Source organism: Mucilaginibacter pallidiroseus, assembly GCF_007846085.1.
Classification (GTDB): Bacteria; Bacteroidota; Bacteroidia; order Sphingobacteriales; family Sphingobacteriaceae; genus Mucilaginibacter; species Mucilaginibacter pallidiroseus.
On the sequence record NZ_VOEJ01000003.1, the window covers coordinates 57,828 to 77,213 of the forward strand.

A 19,386-nucleotide genomic window follows, 5' to 3' on the forward strand; every position below is an offset into this window, starting at 1 on the left:
ATTACAGGTTAAAAGGTAACACTCAGGCCAAGTAGGTACGAGCGTGTTTTGGGGTAAAAATTGTTGTTATCAATACCGGGAGTAAGGCCGCCCATGTTCATCTCCGGGTCCACACCGCGGTATTTGGTAATAATGAAAAGGTTGTTACCGGTTGCATAAATCCTTAAGCTGTTAATCACTTTGTTTTTTACCGGGATGGTGTAGCCCAAAGTGGCATTATCTAAACGCAGGTACGAGCCGCTTTCCAGGTAACGGTCAGACAGGAGGTAGGCATTATTATCCGTAGCTGCTTCGCCCAACGTAAACCTTGGTATGTTTACGTTTACGGCATCCTGCGGGCTGTTTAAATTGGCAAGCGTAGCATTCAATATTTTGTTGCCATATACACCACGTACAAAAAAGCTCAGATCGATATTTCTATACGTGAAGGTATTGTTCCAGCCGTAAAGCAATTTTGGCTGGGCATTGCCGGCTATCACAAAATCTTGTGATGATGGTGCGGTGGTTAACGAGCCGTCGGCTTTAACAATTTGTGTTACACCCGCAGCATTTTTGCCGCCGTAATGCCAGATATTGAACGTACCGATAGGGTAACCTTCTTTAATAATTTGTGATGAGTTGGCCGATTGCCCTTTACCGCCCAGGTAAGCTGTGTACTGGTAAGGCAATGAGAATAAGCTGCTTGATAATGATTCAACTGTATTTTTATTGTGAGAGAAGTTTAAGGTGGTTGTCCATTTAAACTGACCTCTTAACGGCCTGGCTGTAAGCAAAACCTCGATACCCTTGTTGCGTATCTTACCGGCATTAGCGGTAAGCGAATTAACAAAGTATTGCGTGGTTGATACACCATAATCGTAAATCAAATCCGATGTTTTTTTGTCATAAACATCTACCGAACCGCTAAGCAAGCTGTGGAACAAAGTAAAATCGATGCCGATATTGGCAACGTTTGTGCGCTCCCATTTCAAATCGGGATTAGCGTTTTGGTAAGGACCAATAGAGTTGACGTAATTACCGTTATAGTAAAATTTAGATGTGGTTGATGTGCGGTAAAGCAACAGACGCGTAAAGGCGTTAAAGCCCTGGCTGTTACCGGAGCTACCGTAACCGGCACGTAGCTTAAGATCGTTCACAAAATTTACATCCTTCATAAATTCTTCCTCGCTGATGTTCCAGCCGGCAGACACCGCAGGGAAAGTACCCCATTGGTTATTTAAACCAAACGCCGATGAACCATCACGACGAACTGTTGCCTGGAAAAGATATTTATGGTTGAACTGATATTGCGCCCTGCCGTAAAAAGATATCAGCCTTAAGGTTGATATAGGTGGCAATTGGTCGTAAGCTACTACAGAACCTGCAGGTGCATTACCCAAACCAAGGTTGTTGTACGTTAAAGCATCGGTAACAAAGTTTCGGTTTGATGTACTAAAACCATCGTTAAGACGATCTTCCTGCCATGAGTAACCAGCAAGTAATTTCACATCGTGCTTGCCAAAGGTTTTATCATAGTTAAAGAAGGTTTCGAGGATCTTTTTGGTGTTGGCGAAAGTGTTTCTTAAACCGTAGCCATTGTAACCCTGCGCCAGTCCCGAGAACCTGTTATAATACGTGTTATTGTTTGTTTGCTCATCCTGGTATGATAGGCTTAAGGTGTATTTTAAACCCGGTAAAAGTTTGGCTTCGGCAAGTGCGTTACCTAAAAAGGTTTTTACCTTTTTGTCGATGGCGTTGTTGTCAATCAACGATACCGGGTTTAGGTAGTTACGTGTGCGCGAAAAATTTTCGGTATAGGTTCCATCCGGCTGCTTAACACTTACTGTTGGCAGGTAGGTAAGCATGTTCAGGTAAACCAAATCAGATATATTGCTGCTTGATGTGATGCTGTTTACTGCCGATACGTTTAAGCGAAGCTTATCTTCAAAATATTTCTGGTCTACATTGGCGCGCAACACCATGCGCTCAAGGCCTGTTGTTTTGATGATACCTTCGTTCTTAAAATAGTTCATGCTGGCGCTATAAGCAGTGGTGCCCGAATTACCAGATAATGAAAGGTTGTGATTTTGCGATATGGCTGTTTGCTGTAACTCCTTTTGCCAATTGGTATTGGCACCGTTATCGTCAGCAGGGTTTAAGCTGCGGTTACTTTCGGCAAGGTAGGCGCGTAACTGGTCGCCGGTTAATACATCAATCTGGTTTGATACCTTTTCTGCAGCACCGTAAACATTATAGCTTAGCCTTGACTGGCCCGCCTTTGCCCTGCGTGTGGTGATCATAATTACACCATTTGCTGCTCTTGAACCGTAAATAGCTGTGGATGATGCATCTTTTAGCACGTCCATTGACATGATATCATCTGGTGCAACAAGATCAATAGATGCGCCCGGCACACCGTCAATAACATAAAACGGTTCCTGCGCGCCGCTGCGTAAAGTTGACGGGCCACGTAGTATAACAGTACCCACATCATTAGGGTTACCGCTACGCGTAATGTTTAAACCGGCTACTTTACCCTGCAGCAATTGCGCCGGCGTGCTTACCACACCACGGTTAAAATCTTCCTGGTTAAGGGATGATACGGCACCTGTTAAATCGGCCTTGCGGGTAGTGCCATAACCCGTTACTACCACCTGCGAAAGTGAAGTTGAACTTTCCGATAGCGAAACGGACAAGGATATCTTATTACCTGCCGATGCCTGGTAACCCGTAAGCGTTTTGGTGATGTAACCAATATAGGTAAACGTAAAGCTATACGTGCCGCCCGTTTGCAGGTTAGCCATGTTAAATACACCGTTTACATCTGTAATGGTATTTAGTGACTTACCTGTTGCAGCATTTTGGGCTTTAACAGTTACACCGGCCATTGGCGTACCTAAAGTATCTTTTACAATACCGGTTGCCGAGGGTGTGCCTTGCGCATGCGCCGCCGTTACAGACAGCATAATGCAACAAATAGCTATTGCTACCTGCAAGCACCTCATGAAATGATTTTTGTAAATTTTAAGCATAGTGTGGGTTTTGTTTTTTTACTGACTTTTAGGGTTTGGTGATAGTGTAGGTACTATCTGTTAGGGTGTATTTAAGATTGTTTAATGACATGATGGTGCCAAGCACATTGCCTATAGAATCATGACGGGTATTAAACTCGCCGGTGAAATAGTATTTCTTGAGATTGGCTTTGGCCTGTATATGCACGCCGTACACTTCCTGCAATTTTTGCATCACGGCCGGTAACTGTTGGTTTGAAAACTTTACATCATCGCCGTTTACGGTAGTAGTGCCTTTTACCATAGCCAGGGTAGATACGGCAAAGTTTGATACCCTTGCCATCAGCTTTTCTTCGTCGAAAACAAGTTCCTTACCTGGCAGCAGCAAAATATTGGTGGGGTGCGAGCTGGCATGCTGCCAAACCTTAACCTTACCGCTAAGCAGGCGTACTTTAAAAACCTTTGTACCAGGCCATGCCGTTACGGTAAAAACAGTACCCAGGGCGGTAGTTGCTAATGGGCCGCCATAAACGGTAAATGGGCGTGCTTTATCTTTAGCTACAAAAAATTTTGCTTTCCCTTTTAAGTACATATTTCTTAAAGGCCGTTTAAAAGGTAGCTGGTATTTGATACTGGCTTTGGCCGAAAGCACCACCGTTGAGCCATCATCCAGCTTGATGTTCTTTTGCGCTGATGAAGTGTTTGTTATAGTTTTCCAATCGGCAGAATCAACAGTTTTGTTGATGGCTACCTGTTGATGCACATTGCCCACGGGAGTTTTGGCATCAAAAAGTAACAGAAAGCCAACAGCCAGGCAAAAAATCGCAGCTGCACCCATAAGTACCCTGTTACGCAACTTGATGACCCTTACAAGCGGTGTATCATCTACCTGCTTTAGGATGTTGCCCAACATACGGTCGGTACGCTCTTCAAGCGGCTGGCTGTACTTTGCAAAGTTTTTCCAATCGTCGTCAGCTAAGTACCGCTCCAGCTCGTCCGGGTTTTCTTTAAAAAACTGGTAAACCTGTTCAGCCTCTTCGCTGGTGCACTGGCGATTAAAAAACTTTGCAATAAGTTGAGCTGTAGGCTGCATATACCTACAATACGGCTAACTGTTAAGCAGCCCCCAATGCTTAATAATTATTTAACATAGCATCTAACAAGGAAAGAAAAGAAACTGTCGCTATAGCCGATTTGCGCAATTGTTTTATGGCAAGGCTGATATGATTTTCCACAGTTTTTGAAGAAAGGGATAGCATTTCTGCAATCTCTGCATTGGTAAGATGGTTAAAGCGGCTAAGCTTAAAAACCATTTTGCGCATAGGCGGCAAAAGCTCAATTGCCTTATTTACCTGGGTTAATGTATCGCGGTCGGCAATCCGGTCACTATTATCAGCAGTGATAGTTTGCTCGAGCTGGTTGATGTAATTATTCCGCACCGCATCTTTACGCAACTCATCTATCAATATGGTTCGTGCTATTCTGAATAACTGTACGTCAATTGGAAATTGTTCGGAAATATTAAGCCTGCTGTTCCATAGTTTTATGAAGGTAAGCTGCACAACTTCCTCGGCAATGTATGATGATGATGACTTGCTTACCAGGTAGGCATACAGTTTTGCATGGTATTGAAAGTACACCATTTTAAAGGTTGTTAAACAACCTTCTTTAATTGCAACCAGGTTTTCCATGTGTCGCAAAGATTTGCCTTTGGTGTTACTTTACCTTTGTATGCGCGTTAGCTTATTGTTAATTATTATGCGCGGGCAAATACATCTTCTTAAATTAAGCCAGGCAAGTTACTTCCTATAGGCACAAAAACCTTGGCTTTCGGCTATCTACGCTTGTTACACTAAAAATTAATGGTACTGATTTTAGCGTTCATGCTTTGTCCATACCAGTTTGCTAACGTCGTACCCTAAGCTTTGGGCTTGTTTTAAGTAATCAGTAACTACAGCCGGTGGCATAGTTTTTTCGCGCGACAATAGCCATAGATATTTTAAATTGTTTCCGGCAATCATAGCATACTTATAGTCCTTATCAATCGCAATTACATTGTAACCAGCATAAAATGGCCCAAAGAATGAAACTTTCAAACGTGCGAGATCGGTGCCTTTAACAAACTTAGCTTTACCAACACTTTGTTTCCACTCCTTTTTAACGTAATCATAACCTCGATTGTCAACACGTATATCGCCATTGGGCTTAAGCGAATAATTAGCGGTTACATTGCTTAAATTCTTTTCGAATTTAAAATCCATCCGGCATATCTCGTACCACTTACCCAGGTAGCGCTCTTTATAAAAAGGCTGTACCGCATTAGCCCCTTTCGGGATTGAAGCACATGATGACAGACCAACAATTAGGGCAGCGGCACCTATACCAGCAAGGCCTATTTGCCATTTTTGTATTTTCATTATTGAGCAACCTGCTGCGGCAAATTTTGTTTCTGCTTATTCAATAATCATCGGTAAATTACATACATAAAAATGCCATCACTAACATTCCTAAATTGTTAACGATGGCATTTTTGTAACTTATATCTTAAATTATTTACCTTCAGCGGCGGCTTCAATAACTGCTGCAACCGCTTTAGGCTGTGTAAGGTACAAGGTATGGCCACCTGTTATATGCGTTACTTTAGCTTTTGAGCGTGCAAACATTGTATCTTCAAGGCCCATGTTTACTACCTCATCATTTGATGGTTTTATCGCGTAAACTGGTTTATTTTTCCATGCAGTGATAGTTACTTTGTCAGTAAAAGCTTTAACAGTTAGTGGAATTTGTGAATCATACATAAAATCAGCTTTTTCTTTGGTTTCGCCTTTGGCAAACGTCTCCCAGAAAGTTTCTTTTGCTAAGTAAACGTTACCTTTTGCGTCGGGAGGTAAAATACCTTTGGGCTGGTCTTTAACCCTTTGCACAAGGTCAAGCGTCGATTCCCCTTCATCAGGTATAAATGCAGCTACATACACCAGGCTTTTTACATTGTCTGCAGACCCGGCCTGTGTTATAACCGTACCGCCCCAGGAATGTCCTACCAATACAACAGGGCCCTTTTGGCGTTCTAAAGCGTTAGTGGTTGCCGTTACATCATCGGCTAACGAGCTTGTTGGATTTTGCACAAGCGTAATATTGTAACCATCTTTTACCAGTATTTTATAAACAGGCTCCCAACCAGACGCATCCGCAAACGCGCCATGTACTATTACAATATTTTTTATTTTGGATGTTTGAGCCTTGCCTGTAAAGGGATTACAAACAATTGATAAAATTGCCACTGCTACAGCGGCAATACTTTTGATAGATAAATTTGCTTTCATGTTTTTGATTATTTGGAACACAATAATCTACAAACATGCCCATCATTAACTCATTGATAATTAATCAGATATCAAATCCTTTAATAAATATCTATAACTATATAACGTCAATTTACTATCCTTACAAGTACGTTAAAAATGCTTTCGGTTTAAGCCAAGCCTTTTAATTTTTGAATTGAGTGTTGTGGCAGGAACACCCAACAGTTTAGCTGCTCCTGACGGTCCGGAAATTTTTCCCTTGCATAAGGTTAAAACATCGAATATGTGATCGCGCTCATTTTCATCGATGGTTTTTACTTTCTGAGGCTTCCCATTTTTGTCGTTCAGGGTCTTTTCATGGGTAGGTAATGGAATTTCATTCACAACCTTACCTTTGTTCAATAGCACTTGCCGCTCAATCAGGTGCTCCATTTCCCTGACATTACCCGGCCATGCATAATTCCGCATCTGTTTGAGAACCCCATTGGTAAATCCTTTAATGTCTTTCTTTGCCTTTCGGGAATATTTGTGTAGAAAATGTACTGCAAGCAGCGGTATATCCTCTGTACGTTGCTTAAGCGCAGGGAGATGAATTGGGAAAACATTGAGGCGGAAGTAAAGATCTTGCCTGAAAAAGCCTTTTTTTACCTCTTCAGCTAAATCCCGATTGGTGGCAGAAATAATCCTGACATCGGTTTTAATGGTTGCCTTGCCCCCTACTCTTTCAATTTCTTTTTCCTGAAGCGCCCGTAGTAATTTTACCTGCAACTCTAACTGCAGCTCTCCTATTTCGTCAAGAAAAAGTGTACCGCCGTTGGCCAGTTCAAACTTACCAATCCGTTTATCCATCGCACCGGTAAACGCTCCTCTCTCGTGTCCGAACAACTCGCTTTCTATCAGGTTTGGCGGAACAGCAGCACAATTTACCATAACCAAAGGCTTTCCGCTACGGTCAGAGCAGTTATGTATTGCCTTTGCAACCATCTCCTTCCCTGTTCCGGTTTCACCAAGAATAAGCACGGTAGATTCTGACGCAGCCACTCTATCTATTAATGAAAAAACCTTTTTCATTTCGGGGCATTCTCCAATAATTCCTTCGTAATTTCCCGCAAACCGTTCGTCGGTTGATAGTAGTGCTTCTTCATCAGAATGACTATTATGAACCACCATGTTATCAAGCTGGAATTTTAGCCTTTGATATGCAACCGGGAACACGCTTTCGCAACGAGCAAAAAAAGAATCGAGGGTTGAAGATTGTTCAATTGCATCAATCTGCTTTTTAAGGTTATTAAATTCTACAGGATCCCCATCTGATTGAGCGTGCATTTTATCTTTTAACTGCCTGGCATCTTCTATTTTAAACAAAACAACGTCTAATAAAAGGTCGGCTATTATGCTAAAAAAACGCAAGCACTCGGTGTCTAACTGTCTTGATTTATTATGGAGGCCAATTGTCCCTATTAACGTGTTGTTAACCTCGAGCGGCAAATAGCAATGATAATGGTAATCAGCGGTACGCCCAACATTATGGTTGTTTCTCGCTTCCAGCTTCCATTCTTCCATTGTTTTAAGCACAGGATAGGAAAATTGTGCAATGATTTTTTGTATAGACGTAATTGGCGTTGGTACGTCGATAAATTGAAAGTTTGGCCGGCCTTCGTCAAAGTCGTATTCTGATAAATAAGACTCTTTGATAAGGTTCATTTCGGGATCGTAAAGCACCACGTTAATGCAGTCAATCGAAAAAAGCGGGTGGAGCTTAGAAAAAATCGCCTTTAAAAAATCAGTAGTAGCTAACCGATTTTTAAGCGTGTAGGCACCGTCGCTGAGCGCGACAATATCATCTAAAAGGGTTTCATCAATAGTTTTAAAAGGCTGCTTTTCAGTCATTACTTAATTCCTAAAGTTAACTTCCTAATAAAACAAATTTACAAATTAACTTTCTTTTGCAGCAAGGGCACTATCTATAGATGATACGCAATACTTCAAAAGCAAAAAAATAAACCCTGAAAGCGATAATCTGCAGGGTATTGTTTTGAAGAAAATTAACAGGTGAACCTTTTACAACCCCGTCCTCTTTTTTAACTGATTTTAATATGATTTTCATGGCTTTGAACTTTGCCACCATAGTCCAATTTAAATGCCTCGTATTTAACTAGCTAGCTTACAGTAATTTATAATTTAAATAACTTTCTGACGTAAACGAAATACAGCAAATTTATGAGGGCATCAGCTTTGCCCACAAACAAGGCTGCATCGTTAATTTACGAAATATCATGAGTTGAAAACTTCATATTTCAACATAAACAATTGTTTATCAATTCATTATTCCGTTGGCACCTTTAATGTTAAAGTCTGGTTAAAAGTAAATTTTATGAAACCATCACCAGACTTACTAACACCACAAAATCACACTTTAGTACTTATTGATTATGAAAGCCAAATGGCTTTTGCAACTAAAAGTATATCCATAAGCGAGTTGCGTACCAATACTGCTATCATATCAGGTGCGTCAAAAATATTTGGCGTGGAAACGATAATTACAACCGTTGCCGAAGAATCTTTCAGCGGGCCGGTGTTCCCTGAGGTTGAAGAGTTTTACCCGCAAGTGGCATCAAATTATATCGACCGCACATCAATGAACACATGGGAAGATGAAGCTGCGTACAAGGCCATCACAGGCAAGGGCAAAAAGAAACTTGTTTTGGCCGGACTGTGGACGGGAGTTTGCATTGTTGGCCCCGCTTTATCTGCCATCACAGAAGGTTACGACGTTTATGTAATTACAGATGCTTGCGGGGACGTTAGTGCAGAGGCTCATGAACGCGCAGTACAACGCATGATACAATTTGGCGCAAAACCAATAACCTCGGTACAGTATTTACTGGAGCTACAACGCGATTGGGCCCGCCAGGAAACCTACAAGGCCGTAACAGATTTAATGAAAAGGTTTGGCGGGGCATACGGGTTAGGCATACAGTACAGCCATCGCATGCTTGCTCATTAAATTATTTCATTATACATCAAATCATACGGCATAATCAACACCCATTAGTGAAAAAGGCTTTACTCATGCTGGCTTTGGTAATATCTTTTCGTTCAACTGCGGTACTGGCTCAATCGTTCAAGTTAATGCGGTTTGATGAGGATTACGGTGCGTTTAAAAACGATACTTCAGCAAAGCTTTATGATAAGGTTAAATACCTGGCGCTTACGAAAGACCGAAATGTGTATTTGTCATTAGGGGGAGAACTACGATACGAGTACGCCGGTAAATTTGACGAGAACTGGATTGCACATCAAGGTTATAATTATAGCTTTTTACAGCGCTACTCGTTACATAGCAATTTGCAGATTGGTAAACGTTTGCGTGTGTTTGCGCAACTAAATAGCGCGATTGAAAACGGCAGCAAGTACGGGCCCGCCCCTGTTGACGAAGACAAACTGAATGTACAAAACCTTTTTATTGAAGGCAAACTATGCGATAGTGATAAGCAGTCGTTATCGTTACGTGTTGGCCGACAAGAGCTTAATTATGGCACAGGCAGGCTAATATCAGTAAGGGAAGGCACAAATGCCCGCTTGTACTTCACCGGAGCTAAGGCGATGTATCGTTCACCAAATTTTACACTCGACGCTTTTGTAATGATGGCAGACAATGTATACCCTGGAGTATTTGATAACAAATCTACTTATAAAGCAAATTTATGGGGCGCCTATTCGTCACTCATTATACCCAAAGGGGGCAATTTCGACTTTTATTACCTGGGGGTTGCCAATGCTGATAAGGAGTTTGAAGATGGCCAGGCCCAGGAAATAAGGCATACCGTAGCAACCCGCTACTGGAGATATGGTGGCGGGTTTATATATAATCTTGAGGGCGCGTACCAATTTGGCACATTCGGCACAAGTAGAATTAACGCGTGGACAGCAGCCATAGATGTAGGATATGTGTTTAATGATATGAAGGGAAAACCAAGCATCAACCTTCGTAACGATTACATATCCGGCGATATGCGAAAGGGCGATGGCAAGCTGCAAACGTTTAACCCGCTATACCCGCGCGGTGGGTACTTTGGCTTCAACCCCCTTATCGGGCCGGTCAATCTTATTGATTTACACCCGTACGCAACTATCAGTATCGCTCAAGGGTGCATGCTGCAGGCAGATGTTGTTTATAACTGGCGGTATTCTGTTAATGATGGGTTATACCGGCCAAGTGGAAACTTCAACCTGCCGGGCTCAGGCTCTGCGAAAAAATATATCGGCACCACTTACCTGGCAAGTGCAGATTATCAGTTAAGTAAGTTTTTTTCAGTCAGTACAGGTGCGCAATATTTTAAAACAGGCCCATTTATAAAAGACGTGGTAACCCCTACAGCCAATTCCTGGTTCTTTAATACTCAAATTACATTTAAATTTTAAGACAATGAAAAACATTAAAAAACTGCTATTGAGCATTGTAGCGATCATAACCATATCGTTAAATGTATATAGCCAAAACGCGAGTGAAAAGCTCACACCTATAAATACTTATAATGTGTTAGGTAATGCAAGCGGATTAACAATTGCCGCAAAGGTTCAAAGCCCATCTGCACAGGCTACGCCTCTTCAAATAATTTGTGTGTTTGAATATACCGAAGGTGACATTTTTAACTCGCCACCCGCTTTACCACGTAATTTAAACGGTATGGTGCACGTAGATGAAGCATTGAAAGGCCTTATTACCGATTTAAGACAGAGCGGAAAATTTGCAGGCCACGCGTTTGAAACCCTTTTAATTACACCTGCTGATAATAGTATACCTGCAAAAAAGCTACTACTTATCGGCCTTGGCGATCGCAAAAACTTCAACCCCGATTTGATGACGGAAGTAGGCAGAATAGGCATGAGAGAAGCTTTGCGCCTTGGTGTTAACAGTTACTCACATGCCAGCGATTTAAAAGATGCAGGTATTGATTCGCCAACCGGAACAGTTGCGGTAAACGTTGTAAAAGGCGCTCTTGACGCTTATGAAACCGAGAAGTATTTGCAATCAAAAGCTATGGCAAAAGCGCCAACTGTTAAGCAAGTCACCTTATTAGCGGGCCCGGCATTTTTTACACCATCTGGTGATGCCGTCAAAAACTACCTGTCAACTCAAAAATAATATTGCCATGAATAAAGCAGATCTTGTTTTGTACAATGGTAAGATACATACCGTTGATAAAGAATTGCCTAAGGCAACAGCCGTGGCTATACTAGATGGGAAGATCATTGCCGTTGGCGATGACGCTGATGTACTAAAGTTTGCGGACGATGACACCAGAACTATCAATTTACGCAAAAAGACGGTTATACCAGGCATCAACGACTCACACACGCACTTAATAAGAGGAGGCCTTAATTACAACCTTGAACTACGCTGGGATGGGGTGCCATCACTTGCAGATGCAATGCGCATGCTTAGGGAACAGGTTGACCGTACTCCCTCTCCGCAATGGGTAAGAGTGGTAGGCGGATGGTCGGAGTTTCAATTTACGGAACGCCGCATGCCAACCTTAAATGAAATTAATGCGGCAGCGCCAGATACGCCTGTATTTATACTACACCTTTATGACAGAGCCTTACTTAACCGCGCGGCTTTAAAAGCGGTAGGCTACACAAAAGACACACCCGCACCGCCCAGAAGTGTTATCGAGCGAGATGGTAAAGGTGAGCCGACGGGTATGATTATAGCTACCCCTAACGCGCTTATCTTATACTCAACTTTAGCGAAAGGGCCTAAACTATCTTACGAACATCAATTAAATTCCACCCGTCATTACATGCGCGAAATGAATAGGTTTGGTATTACAAGCGTAATTGATGCAGGGGGCGGCTCTCAGAACTATCCTGATGATTACAAAGTGATTAAGGAGCTTCACGATAGTGGGATGCTGACAGTGCGGATAGCTTATAATCTTTTCACCCAGCATCCAAAACATGAGAAAGAGGACTTTCAAAGCTGGATAAATTCTGTAAAGTTATACCAGGGAGATGATATGTACCGCCACAATGGAGCTGGGGAAATGCTGGTATTCTCGGCAGCAGACTTTGAAGATTTTATGCAGCCAAGGCCCAACCTGGCCGAAAACATGGAAGCCGAACTGGAAGATGTGATACGCTTACTAGTTGAAAACCGGTGGCCGTTCAGATTGCATGCCACTTACAACGAAAGCATCTCCCGCTTCCTTAATGTTTTTGAGAAGGTTGACCGCGATATTCCGTTTAATGGTTTGCCATGGATATTTGACCATGCTGAAACCATCGACGAAAAAAATATCGAACGCGTAAAATCCCTTGGTGGTGGCATAGCGATACAAGACAGAATGGCTTTCCAGGGAGAATATTTTGTTGATCGGTATGGCAAAACTGCTGCATTAAATACGCCCCCTGTTAAGAAAATGCTCGCAATGGATGTGCCGGTTGGCGGGGGTACCGATGCTACAAGGGTTTCAAGTTATAATCCCTGGCTGGCGCTTTACTGGCTAAGCTGCGGTAAAACAGTGGGTGGTTTGCCAATTTACAATGACGACACCCGCCTAAGCCGCGAAACAGCACTTGAGCTTTACACACGCGGCAGCGCATGGTTCTCTAATGAGCAGCATAAAAAAGGCAGCATTAAAGTTGGCCACCTTGCAGACATTGCCGTGCTCGACCAAGACTATTTTACTGTTAACGACGAAGACATAAAAAGCATAGAAGCAGATATGACCATCGTGAACGGAAAGATAGTATATGCAAAAGGATACTTTAAAGAATTTAACCCGCCACCTATACCGGTATTGCCGGATTGGTCTCCAGTAACGGTTTATAACGGCTATTTTCCCGGCAGCAACCATTTAGAACAGGCACATTCAAAGCAAGCAATTGCCGAAAAAAGACGATCGGACGAAGGTATCAGGCAAGCACAAATTGCTTCGGCTGTGCACGCATGTATTGACAGTTGCACTGTACATGGCCACAATCATAATGCCGCGCGCCTAAGCGATATCCCGGTAACAGATTACACCGCTTTTTGGGGAACATTAGGATGCTCATGCTTTGCTTTTTAAATTCTTACCGCCATGAATGAAATACTCAAACACTTGCTTTACTCGGATTTATGCTCAACAACGTCCAATTATGCCATTTTGGTTTTCAGGATATTGCTCGCGTTAGAGCTGTTCCGGGTTCATGGCATGAAGAAGTTTAGAGGAAACGATGGCAAGCCGGAGGTTGTGCCAAACCCATTGGGCTTACCTGCGCCAATTAACAACCTAATAGCAACACTATCAGACACGGTAGTTCCGCTACTTATTGTGCTGGGTGCATTAACAAGGTTGGCAGTATTACCCACAATAGGCGTTACCGCAGTAGGCTACTTTGTAGTACACAGGCACGATTCATTAGAGGTTCGTGATGTACCCTACATATACACCATCTGCTTTTTACTATTATTAGTAATTGGGCCCGGCAGCTATTCTATCGATCAAATTTTATACAATCACCTTAAATTAAAATAAAATGGAACCAAACATCGGATTATCATCAACCAACTTAAGTAACGTTGCACATGCCCTTAACAAAATATTAGCTGATGAATTTGTGCTTTACACCAAAACCAGAAACGCACATTGGAACGTAGAAGGGCCAGATTTTCATGCTAAACATTTGTTTTTTGAACGCCAGTATCAGCAGCTCGACGAAATTATGGACGGCGTTGCGGAACGCATCAGGTCGTTAGGACATTACGCGCCGGCAACTTTAAAACTTTTTTCAGAACTCACACAACTGTCTGAGGTGCTGCACAGCAAGAACGACGCAACCGGCTTCATTAAAGAACTACTTGTAGATCATGAAAGTATCATCATTGGTTTAAGAGAAAACATTAACGTTTTTGCTAACAATTTTAAAGACCTGGGTACAAGCGATTACATTACCGGGCTTATGGAAACCCACGAAAAAATGGCGTGGATGCTTCGCTCTCATTTAAAATAAATATGAAAGATCAAAAAAGCACGTGGCTGGTTACACTCATTTTGGCCTTGGTAGCAGGTTACTGCGATACAGTAACTTTCGTGTCTGCAGATTCAATATTTTCGGCCCATGTTACAGGGAATTTTATTGTATTTGCTTACCAGCTGATTAAAGGTTCCGAAACGCTGGCCTGGGTAAAGCTGCTTACCTTTCCGGTATTCATCATTTCCGTGATGATTGGCGGAAAGATCGCCGCCAAAGCCGTTGACCCCTACAAACTGCTGCTAATAGAAGGTTTAACCTTATTTACCGCCGGTTTATTATCTGCTGTATTTATCAGAACGCCGGGCTTAGTATGGGAAACTTATTTGGTAGTGATGATGGTTGTAGCTGGCATGGGCCTGCAAAATGCGTTTGGCAAATTATATGCTAAAGAAACGTTTGGGCCAACAACCATGATGACAGGAAATGTAACGCAGGCTTCGCTCGATCTGGGAAAAGCCATAACCTCATTCTTTAGCGACTTAGCATCAGTTGCAAGCCTTAAAAAACAGCTTGTGATTATCGGTGGCTTCCTTATTGGTTGTGTAGCTGGCGCCCTCATGTCAAAATTATTTGGCCTTAGTGTGCTTATTTTACCCGGCGCAGGCCTCGTCATCTGCCATCTTTCAACAGGCAGAAACAGCAAGTTGTAAATATATAAACCAACAAGGGAATTGACACCCTTGTTGGTTTATCTTATAGTTCGCAAGCTAGTCAATTGGCGAAATACCGTAAATTTTAAAACCAATCTTATTAATTAATCAGCTATAAAACAGCATGTTGGCTGCTGGTATATTGTTTGGCTTTTATGAACGATTTAAAATCCAGAATAAGATAAGGGCTGATATATGAAATGGCTGTTAAAATATACTCTACTAATTGCAGCCGCTTTGATACTTAAGTGCGCCAGCGCACAAAAACTAGAGATACAATCACCGTTATCAAAAAATGGGCGTACCATTTTTTATACAAAAACTAATATAGATACTTTGATAAGGTTAGGTAATTATTACCTAAACAGGCCGGGCGAAGCTAAAAAAGACTTGGATAGCGCATTACATTATGCCCAACGTGCCAATACTGCAAGTATTTCTATTAACTACAAGCAGGGCAAAGGGCAAAGCATGCTGCTACAAAGTAAGGTATTGCGCGAGGCCGGAAATAAAGACGCAGCCTTTGTAACTGCAAATGCTGTACGCAATTACGCTACAAAAGCACAGCTCCCAAAGCTCCTGGCTGATGCTTACATGTCATTAGCAGACTTTTACAGTAGCGAAAATGATGATCTTGCAGTAAGAATATCTTACACAGAAAAGGCAATTCCGCTTTATCACCTCACAGGGCATGTTTTAGATCAGGCCAAAGCCCTTAAAATGCTTGGAGATTATTATCATTTACAGGCTAACAATGCTAAGGCGCTTATTTTAGTTGAGCAGTCGTTATCGTTATTTAAATCGGTTGGGTATAAAGATTTACAGGGAGTTTATGACCTTTTGGGTTACCTTAACGCACGGTTGGGCAATGATGTGCAAGCGCTAAAATATGGGTTATTGGCAGTAAGCACTGCAGAAGCCCGTAGTGACACCAGCATGCAACTATGCACCATTTACAATCGTGTAGCAATAACTTACAACGGCCTTAAAAAGTACAATGAGGCTTTTAATTACTATCAAAAAGCACTCAATGTAGCTTTACTTTATAAAGACAAGGAGGCTATACAGCAGATACGTTTTAACCAGATTATCTTGCTGATGAGTATGCACAAGACCAAACAATCACTAAATTATCTGCAAAGCATTGTTAGCCATTACCCACCGGGCAATAATACACGCTGGCGCATCACCGCACTATCCTTATTTGCTACCATACATATGGACTTAAATCACATGACCGAGTCGCGCCGGTATGTTGATTCTCTCATTTATTATTTCCCTGAATTTGGGAAAGAATTTGGCTATGCCCCATTTGTTAATCAACCCATCATTAAGTTTTATTACAAAACAGGTCAGTTTAAAAAGGCTTACAAATATTTGGTAGCCAATGACAGCATGGCCAGGGCAAGAAATAACCTTACAACCATTGCCACCAATGAGTTGATGTGGTCTAAAATCGACTCGGCAAACGGCAGCTATGCAAACGCACTATCACACTATCAACTTTATAAGGCGGCCAGCGACTCCTTAAAAAACATTGATAATAAAAAACAGATAATGGGTTTGCAGTATCAGTTTGATATTGATAACAAAAACCGTGACATACTAGTGCTAAAACAAAAAGCGCAATTGCAGCAAAACAGAATAGACAATGAAATGAACGTACGTAATGCTGTGTTGGGCGGCCTTGTGCTATTAATGGCCTTATCGGGATTGATATATAGCCGTTACAATGTTAAAAATAAAAGCAATAAGCTATTAACGCTGCAACAAATTGAAATAAACCGGCAAAACAGCACCCTGCTTAAACTGGTTGACGAAAAGGAATGGCTTTTAAAAGAAATTCATCACCGGGTAAAAAACAACCTGCAAATAGTGATTAGCTTACTTAATACGCAGTCAGCCTATCTGGAAAATGAGGACGCGCTTGAGGCAATTAAAAATAGTCAGCATCGCATGCAGGCCATGTCATTAATACATCAAAAACTTTATCAATCCAATGACTTAGGTACTATCGATATGGCAGTATACATACGAGAGCTGGTTGAGTATTTAAGCGAAAATTTTAGCAGGGAAAAGAGGATAGCTGTAAAGATGGATATAGCCGCCATCAGGCTTGCCGTATCGCAGGCCGTTCCGTTGGGATTGATTTTAAATGAAGCGATAAGCAATGCCATAAAATACGCTTTCGTAAACAGGCTTACGGGCCAGATAGATATTTGCCTGAAGCAAATTAGTGATGAAAAACATTTGTTATGCATTGCTGACGACGGGATTGGTTTACCCCCGGATTTTAATGCCGACAATTTAGAGTCGCTTGGGATGAGTTTAATGAGAGGCCTTACTGAACAACTTGATGGCGAATTCACATTAAAAAACGATACCGGTGTTAAAGTTTGCATTGTGTTCGAGGCCATGAAATTTAATAATTTAGAGAAATAGATTTCCTGTACCACAAACAGGAGATGACAAGTAATATGAGAGAAAAAATTTTAATCGTTGAAGATGAGTTCATCGTTGCAAACGATCTAAGGATTATGCTTCAAAAAGCAGGTTACGATATTTGCGGCATAGCACCTTCGGTAGCAAAGGCCCTCGATCTTATAAAAACAAAAAAACCTGATTGGGTTCTGCTGGACATATTCTTACAAGGCTCAAAAACAGGGATAGATCTTGCGGAATCGTTGACCGAGATGGGCTTACCATTTATATACATATCGGCAAATACCAACCAGGCTATTCTTGAGGCTGCCAAATCAACGCAACCATATGGCTTTCTGGTAAAGCCTTTCAGAGAAAAGGATCTTTTGGTTATGCTTGATATTGCTTTGTACCGGCATGAACAAGCCAAAAAGCTGAATACGCCAAAGACACTCACTTTGGCCGAGCAAATAGCACAAATTGTTTCTAAAGCTGATGGTAAGGATGAACGGCTTAAGCAAGTAGCTACAAGTTTACTTAATGTTGTACCCTTCTCTTGCCTAAACATCACCAAAATTGCTGCAGGTGCAGAAAACGATCAGGTTTTTTTAATTAAAAACTCGCTCAACATTTTTCAAAAGTTCAGTTTTCAGGATATGCTTGAACAGGTAGGGGTAAGTCAGCGGCAGTACACTTCATGGCGCGTTCCCATAACCGAAGGCCGAAATCAATTTTATACCAATTTTGAATTTAGGGGGCTCAAAATGGATAATCTTTGGATTAAAGCCTTAAGTGATCATTATCAATACCAATCATGTTTGAGCATTGAGGTTGCTGCTGACAACAGCGATACCTACCGTTTTACCTTTTTTAATGCAGAGGCTGAGGCCTACAACCAACTGCAAATGGACATTTTGCAGCGCAATAACGAAGTTTTAAAAAGCACAATACAAAACATATTACTGTTTAAAGATGCCCCGCCTAAAACGGAGGCAATTTATCGATCAGGGCCCACCACACAACGCCTAACGGTACCGACCGAAAGTTTCAATGGTATTATAGGTGAAAGCCAATTACTAAAAAATGTATTCGAAAAAATTTCCATTGTGGCGCCCGATGACACTTCGGTGCTTATAATGGGCGAAAGCGGCACAGGTAAAGAACGCATTGCGCAAACTATCCATAAATTATCTCCAAGAAAAAGCAAGCACCTTATTACCGTTAACTGCGCTGCGCTGCCAATTAACCTGATAGAGTCTGAGCTGTTTGGCCATGAAAGAGGTGCTTTTACGGGCGCTACTGATAAACGGATAGGTAAATTTGAGCAGGCTGACGGCGGTACAATCTTTTTAGATGAAATTGGAGAGCTTCCGCTTGATGCACAAGTGAAATTATTAAGGGTACTGCAGGAGCGTGAGATTGAAAGGCTTGGTGGCAACTTCACCAAAAAAGTAAATGTCAGGATAATTGCTGCTACCAACCGCAACCTGGAGAAAGAAGTGGCAGAAGGCCGCTTCAGGCTCGATCTATACTACCGTTTAAATGTATTCCCTATAGAGCTACCACCGCTTAGGCAACGTAAAGAAGATATACCGTTGCTTGCCAACTATTTTGTTAACAGGCTGGCAAAAAAATCTGGCAGGGATATCATCGCCATTAGCGACAAGGTTATGGATGAGCTATTAAAGTACGACTGGCCAGGTAATATTCGCGAACTTGAACACCTGATTGAGCGCAGTATGCTGATGACCTCCGGAAACATCGTTGAATATGTGGAAATTCCGACCACTGCACAAATTGGCATTGCACAAGCACCCGGCACTCCGCGTGTCATGACTTTGGAAGAAATGGAACGAGAACACATCTTAAACACGCTGAAGATGTGCAACGGTAAGGTATTTGGCCCTGGCGGGGCCGCAGAAATGCTTAATATTCCATCCACTACCCTTAACTCAAAAATTAAGAAACTTGGCATCAGGCATGAATTTGTAAAGTAGT

At 42.0% G+C, this 19,386-nt stretch carries 16 protein-coding genes; 9 read left to right on the forward strand and 7 right to left on the reverse strand.

Going from position 1 to position 19,386, the window contains the following annotated elements:
• Window positions 1-8 precede the first annotated feature (8 nt).
• From FPZ43_RS07100 to FPZ43_RS19240, 7 genes are all read right to left on the reverse strand, one after another.
• Window positions 9-2,945 (reverse strand): SusC/RagA family TonB-linked outer membrane protein, encoded by a 2,937-nt coding sequence (locus FPZ43_RS07100; protein WP_261381011.1) that lies wholly within the window; start codon window positions 2,943-2,945, stop codon window positions 9-11.
• A gap of 94 nt (window positions 2,946-3,039) precedes the next feature.
• Window positions 3,040-4,083, reverse strand: coding sequence for a FecR family protein (locus FPZ43_RS07105; RefSeq protein ID WP_146381181.1), 1,044 nt, complete (start codon window positions 4,081-4,083; stop codon window positions 3,040-3,042).
• A gap of 40 nt (window positions 4,084-4,123) precedes the next feature.
• Window positions 4,124-4,681 (reverse strand): sigma-70 family RNA polymerase sigma factor, encoded by a 558-nt coding sequence (locus FPZ43_RS07110; protein ID WP_146381182.1) that lies wholly within the window; start codon window positions 4,679-4,681, stop codon window positions 4,124-4,126.
• A 183-nt stretch (window positions 4,682-4,864) separates the two neighbouring features.
• The gene (locus tag FPZ43_RS07115) at window positions 4,865-5,407 is read right to left on the reverse strand and encodes a lipocalin family protein (RefSeq protein WP_146381183.1); all 543 of its coding nucleotides are present in this window, start codon (window positions 5,405-5,407) and stop codon (window positions 4,865-4,867) included.
• Window positions 5,408-5,539: 132 nt separating this feature from the next.
• Window positions 5,540-6,313, reverse strand: coding sequence for an alpha/beta hydrolase (locus FPZ43_RS07120; protein ID WP_146381184.1), 774 nt, complete (start codon window positions 6,311-6,313; stop codon window positions 5,540-5,542).
• Between the two features lie 132 nt (window positions 6,314-6,445).
• Window positions 6,446-8,182, reverse strand: coding sequence for a sigma-54 interaction domain-containing protein (locus FPZ43_RS07125; RefSeq protein WP_261381014.1), 1,737 nt, complete (start codon window positions 8,180-8,182; stop codon window positions 6,446-6,448).
• A 70-nt stretch (window positions 8,183-8,252) separates the two neighbouring features.
• Window positions 8,253-8,399, reverse strand: a complete 147-nt coding sequence (locus tag FPZ43_RS19240) for a hypothetical protein (protein ID WP_186461775.1) — start codon at window positions 8,397-8,399, stop codon at window positions 8,253-8,255.
• Between the two features lie 267 nt (window positions 8,400-8,666).
• On the opposite strand from FPZ43_RS19240, the gene FPZ43_RS07130 reads away from it, so the two are divergent.
• From FPZ43_RS07130 to FPZ43_RS07170, 9 genes are all read left to right on the forward strand, one after another.
• Complete coding sequence (locus FPZ43_RS07130; RefSeq protein ID WP_146381185.1) at window positions 8,667-9,299, forward strand: hydrolase; 633 nt, start codon at window positions 8,667-8,669, stop codon at window positions 9,297-9,299.
• Between the two features lie 47 nt (window positions 9,300-9,346).
• Window positions 9,347-10,717, forward strand: a complete 1,371-nt coding sequence (locus FPZ43_RS07135) for an alginate export family protein (protein ID WP_222430947.1) — start codon at window positions 9,347-9,349, stop codon at window positions 10,715-10,717.
• A 4-nt stretch (window positions 10,718-10,721) separates the two neighbouring features.
• The gene (locus tag FPZ43_RS07140; protein ID WP_146381186.1) at window positions 10,722-11,441 is read left to right on the forward strand and encodes a M17 family peptidase N-terminal domain-containing protein; all 720 of its coding nucleotides are present in this window, start codon (window positions 10,722-10,724) and stop codon (window positions 11,439-11,441) included.
• Window positions 11,442-11,448: 7 nt separating this feature from the next.
• Window positions 11,449-13,368, forward strand: coding sequence for an amidohydrolase (locus FPZ43_RS07145; protein WP_146381187.1), 1,920 nt, complete (start codon window positions 11,449-11,451; stop codon window positions 13,366-13,368).
• Window positions 13,369-13,380: 12 nt separating this feature from the next.
• Entirely contained in the window at window positions 13,381-13,818 is a 438-nt protein-coding gene (locus FPZ43_RS07150; protein ID WP_146381188.1) for a DoxX family protein, read from the forward strand.
• Between the two features lies 1 nt (window position 13,819).
• The gene (locus FPZ43_RS07155; RefSeq protein ID WP_146381189.1) at window positions 13,820-14,293 is read left to right on the forward strand and encodes a Dps family protein; all 474 of its coding nucleotides are present in this window, start codon (window positions 13,820-13,822) and stop codon (window positions 14,291-14,293) included.
• 2 nt (window positions 14,294-14,295) lie between these two features.
• Window positions 14,296-14,967, forward strand: a complete 672-nt coding sequence (locus FPZ43_RS07160; RefSeq protein WP_146381190.1) for a YoaK family protein — start codon at window positions 14,296-14,298, stop codon at window positions 14,965-14,967.
• Between the two features lie 195 nt (window positions 14,968-15,162).
• Complete coding sequence (locus FPZ43_RS07165; RefSeq protein WP_146381191.1) at window positions 15,163-17,409, forward strand: tetratricopeptide repeat-containing sensor histidine kinase; 2,247 nt, start codon at window positions 15,163-15,165, stop codon at window positions 17,407-17,409.
• Between the two features lie 35 nt (window positions 17,410-17,444).
• Entirely contained in the window at window positions 17,445-19,385 is a 1,941-nt protein-coding gene (locus FPZ43_RS07170) for a sigma 54-interacting transcriptional regulator (protein ID WP_186461776.1), read from the forward strand.
• Window position 19,386: the final 1 nt, after the last annotated feature.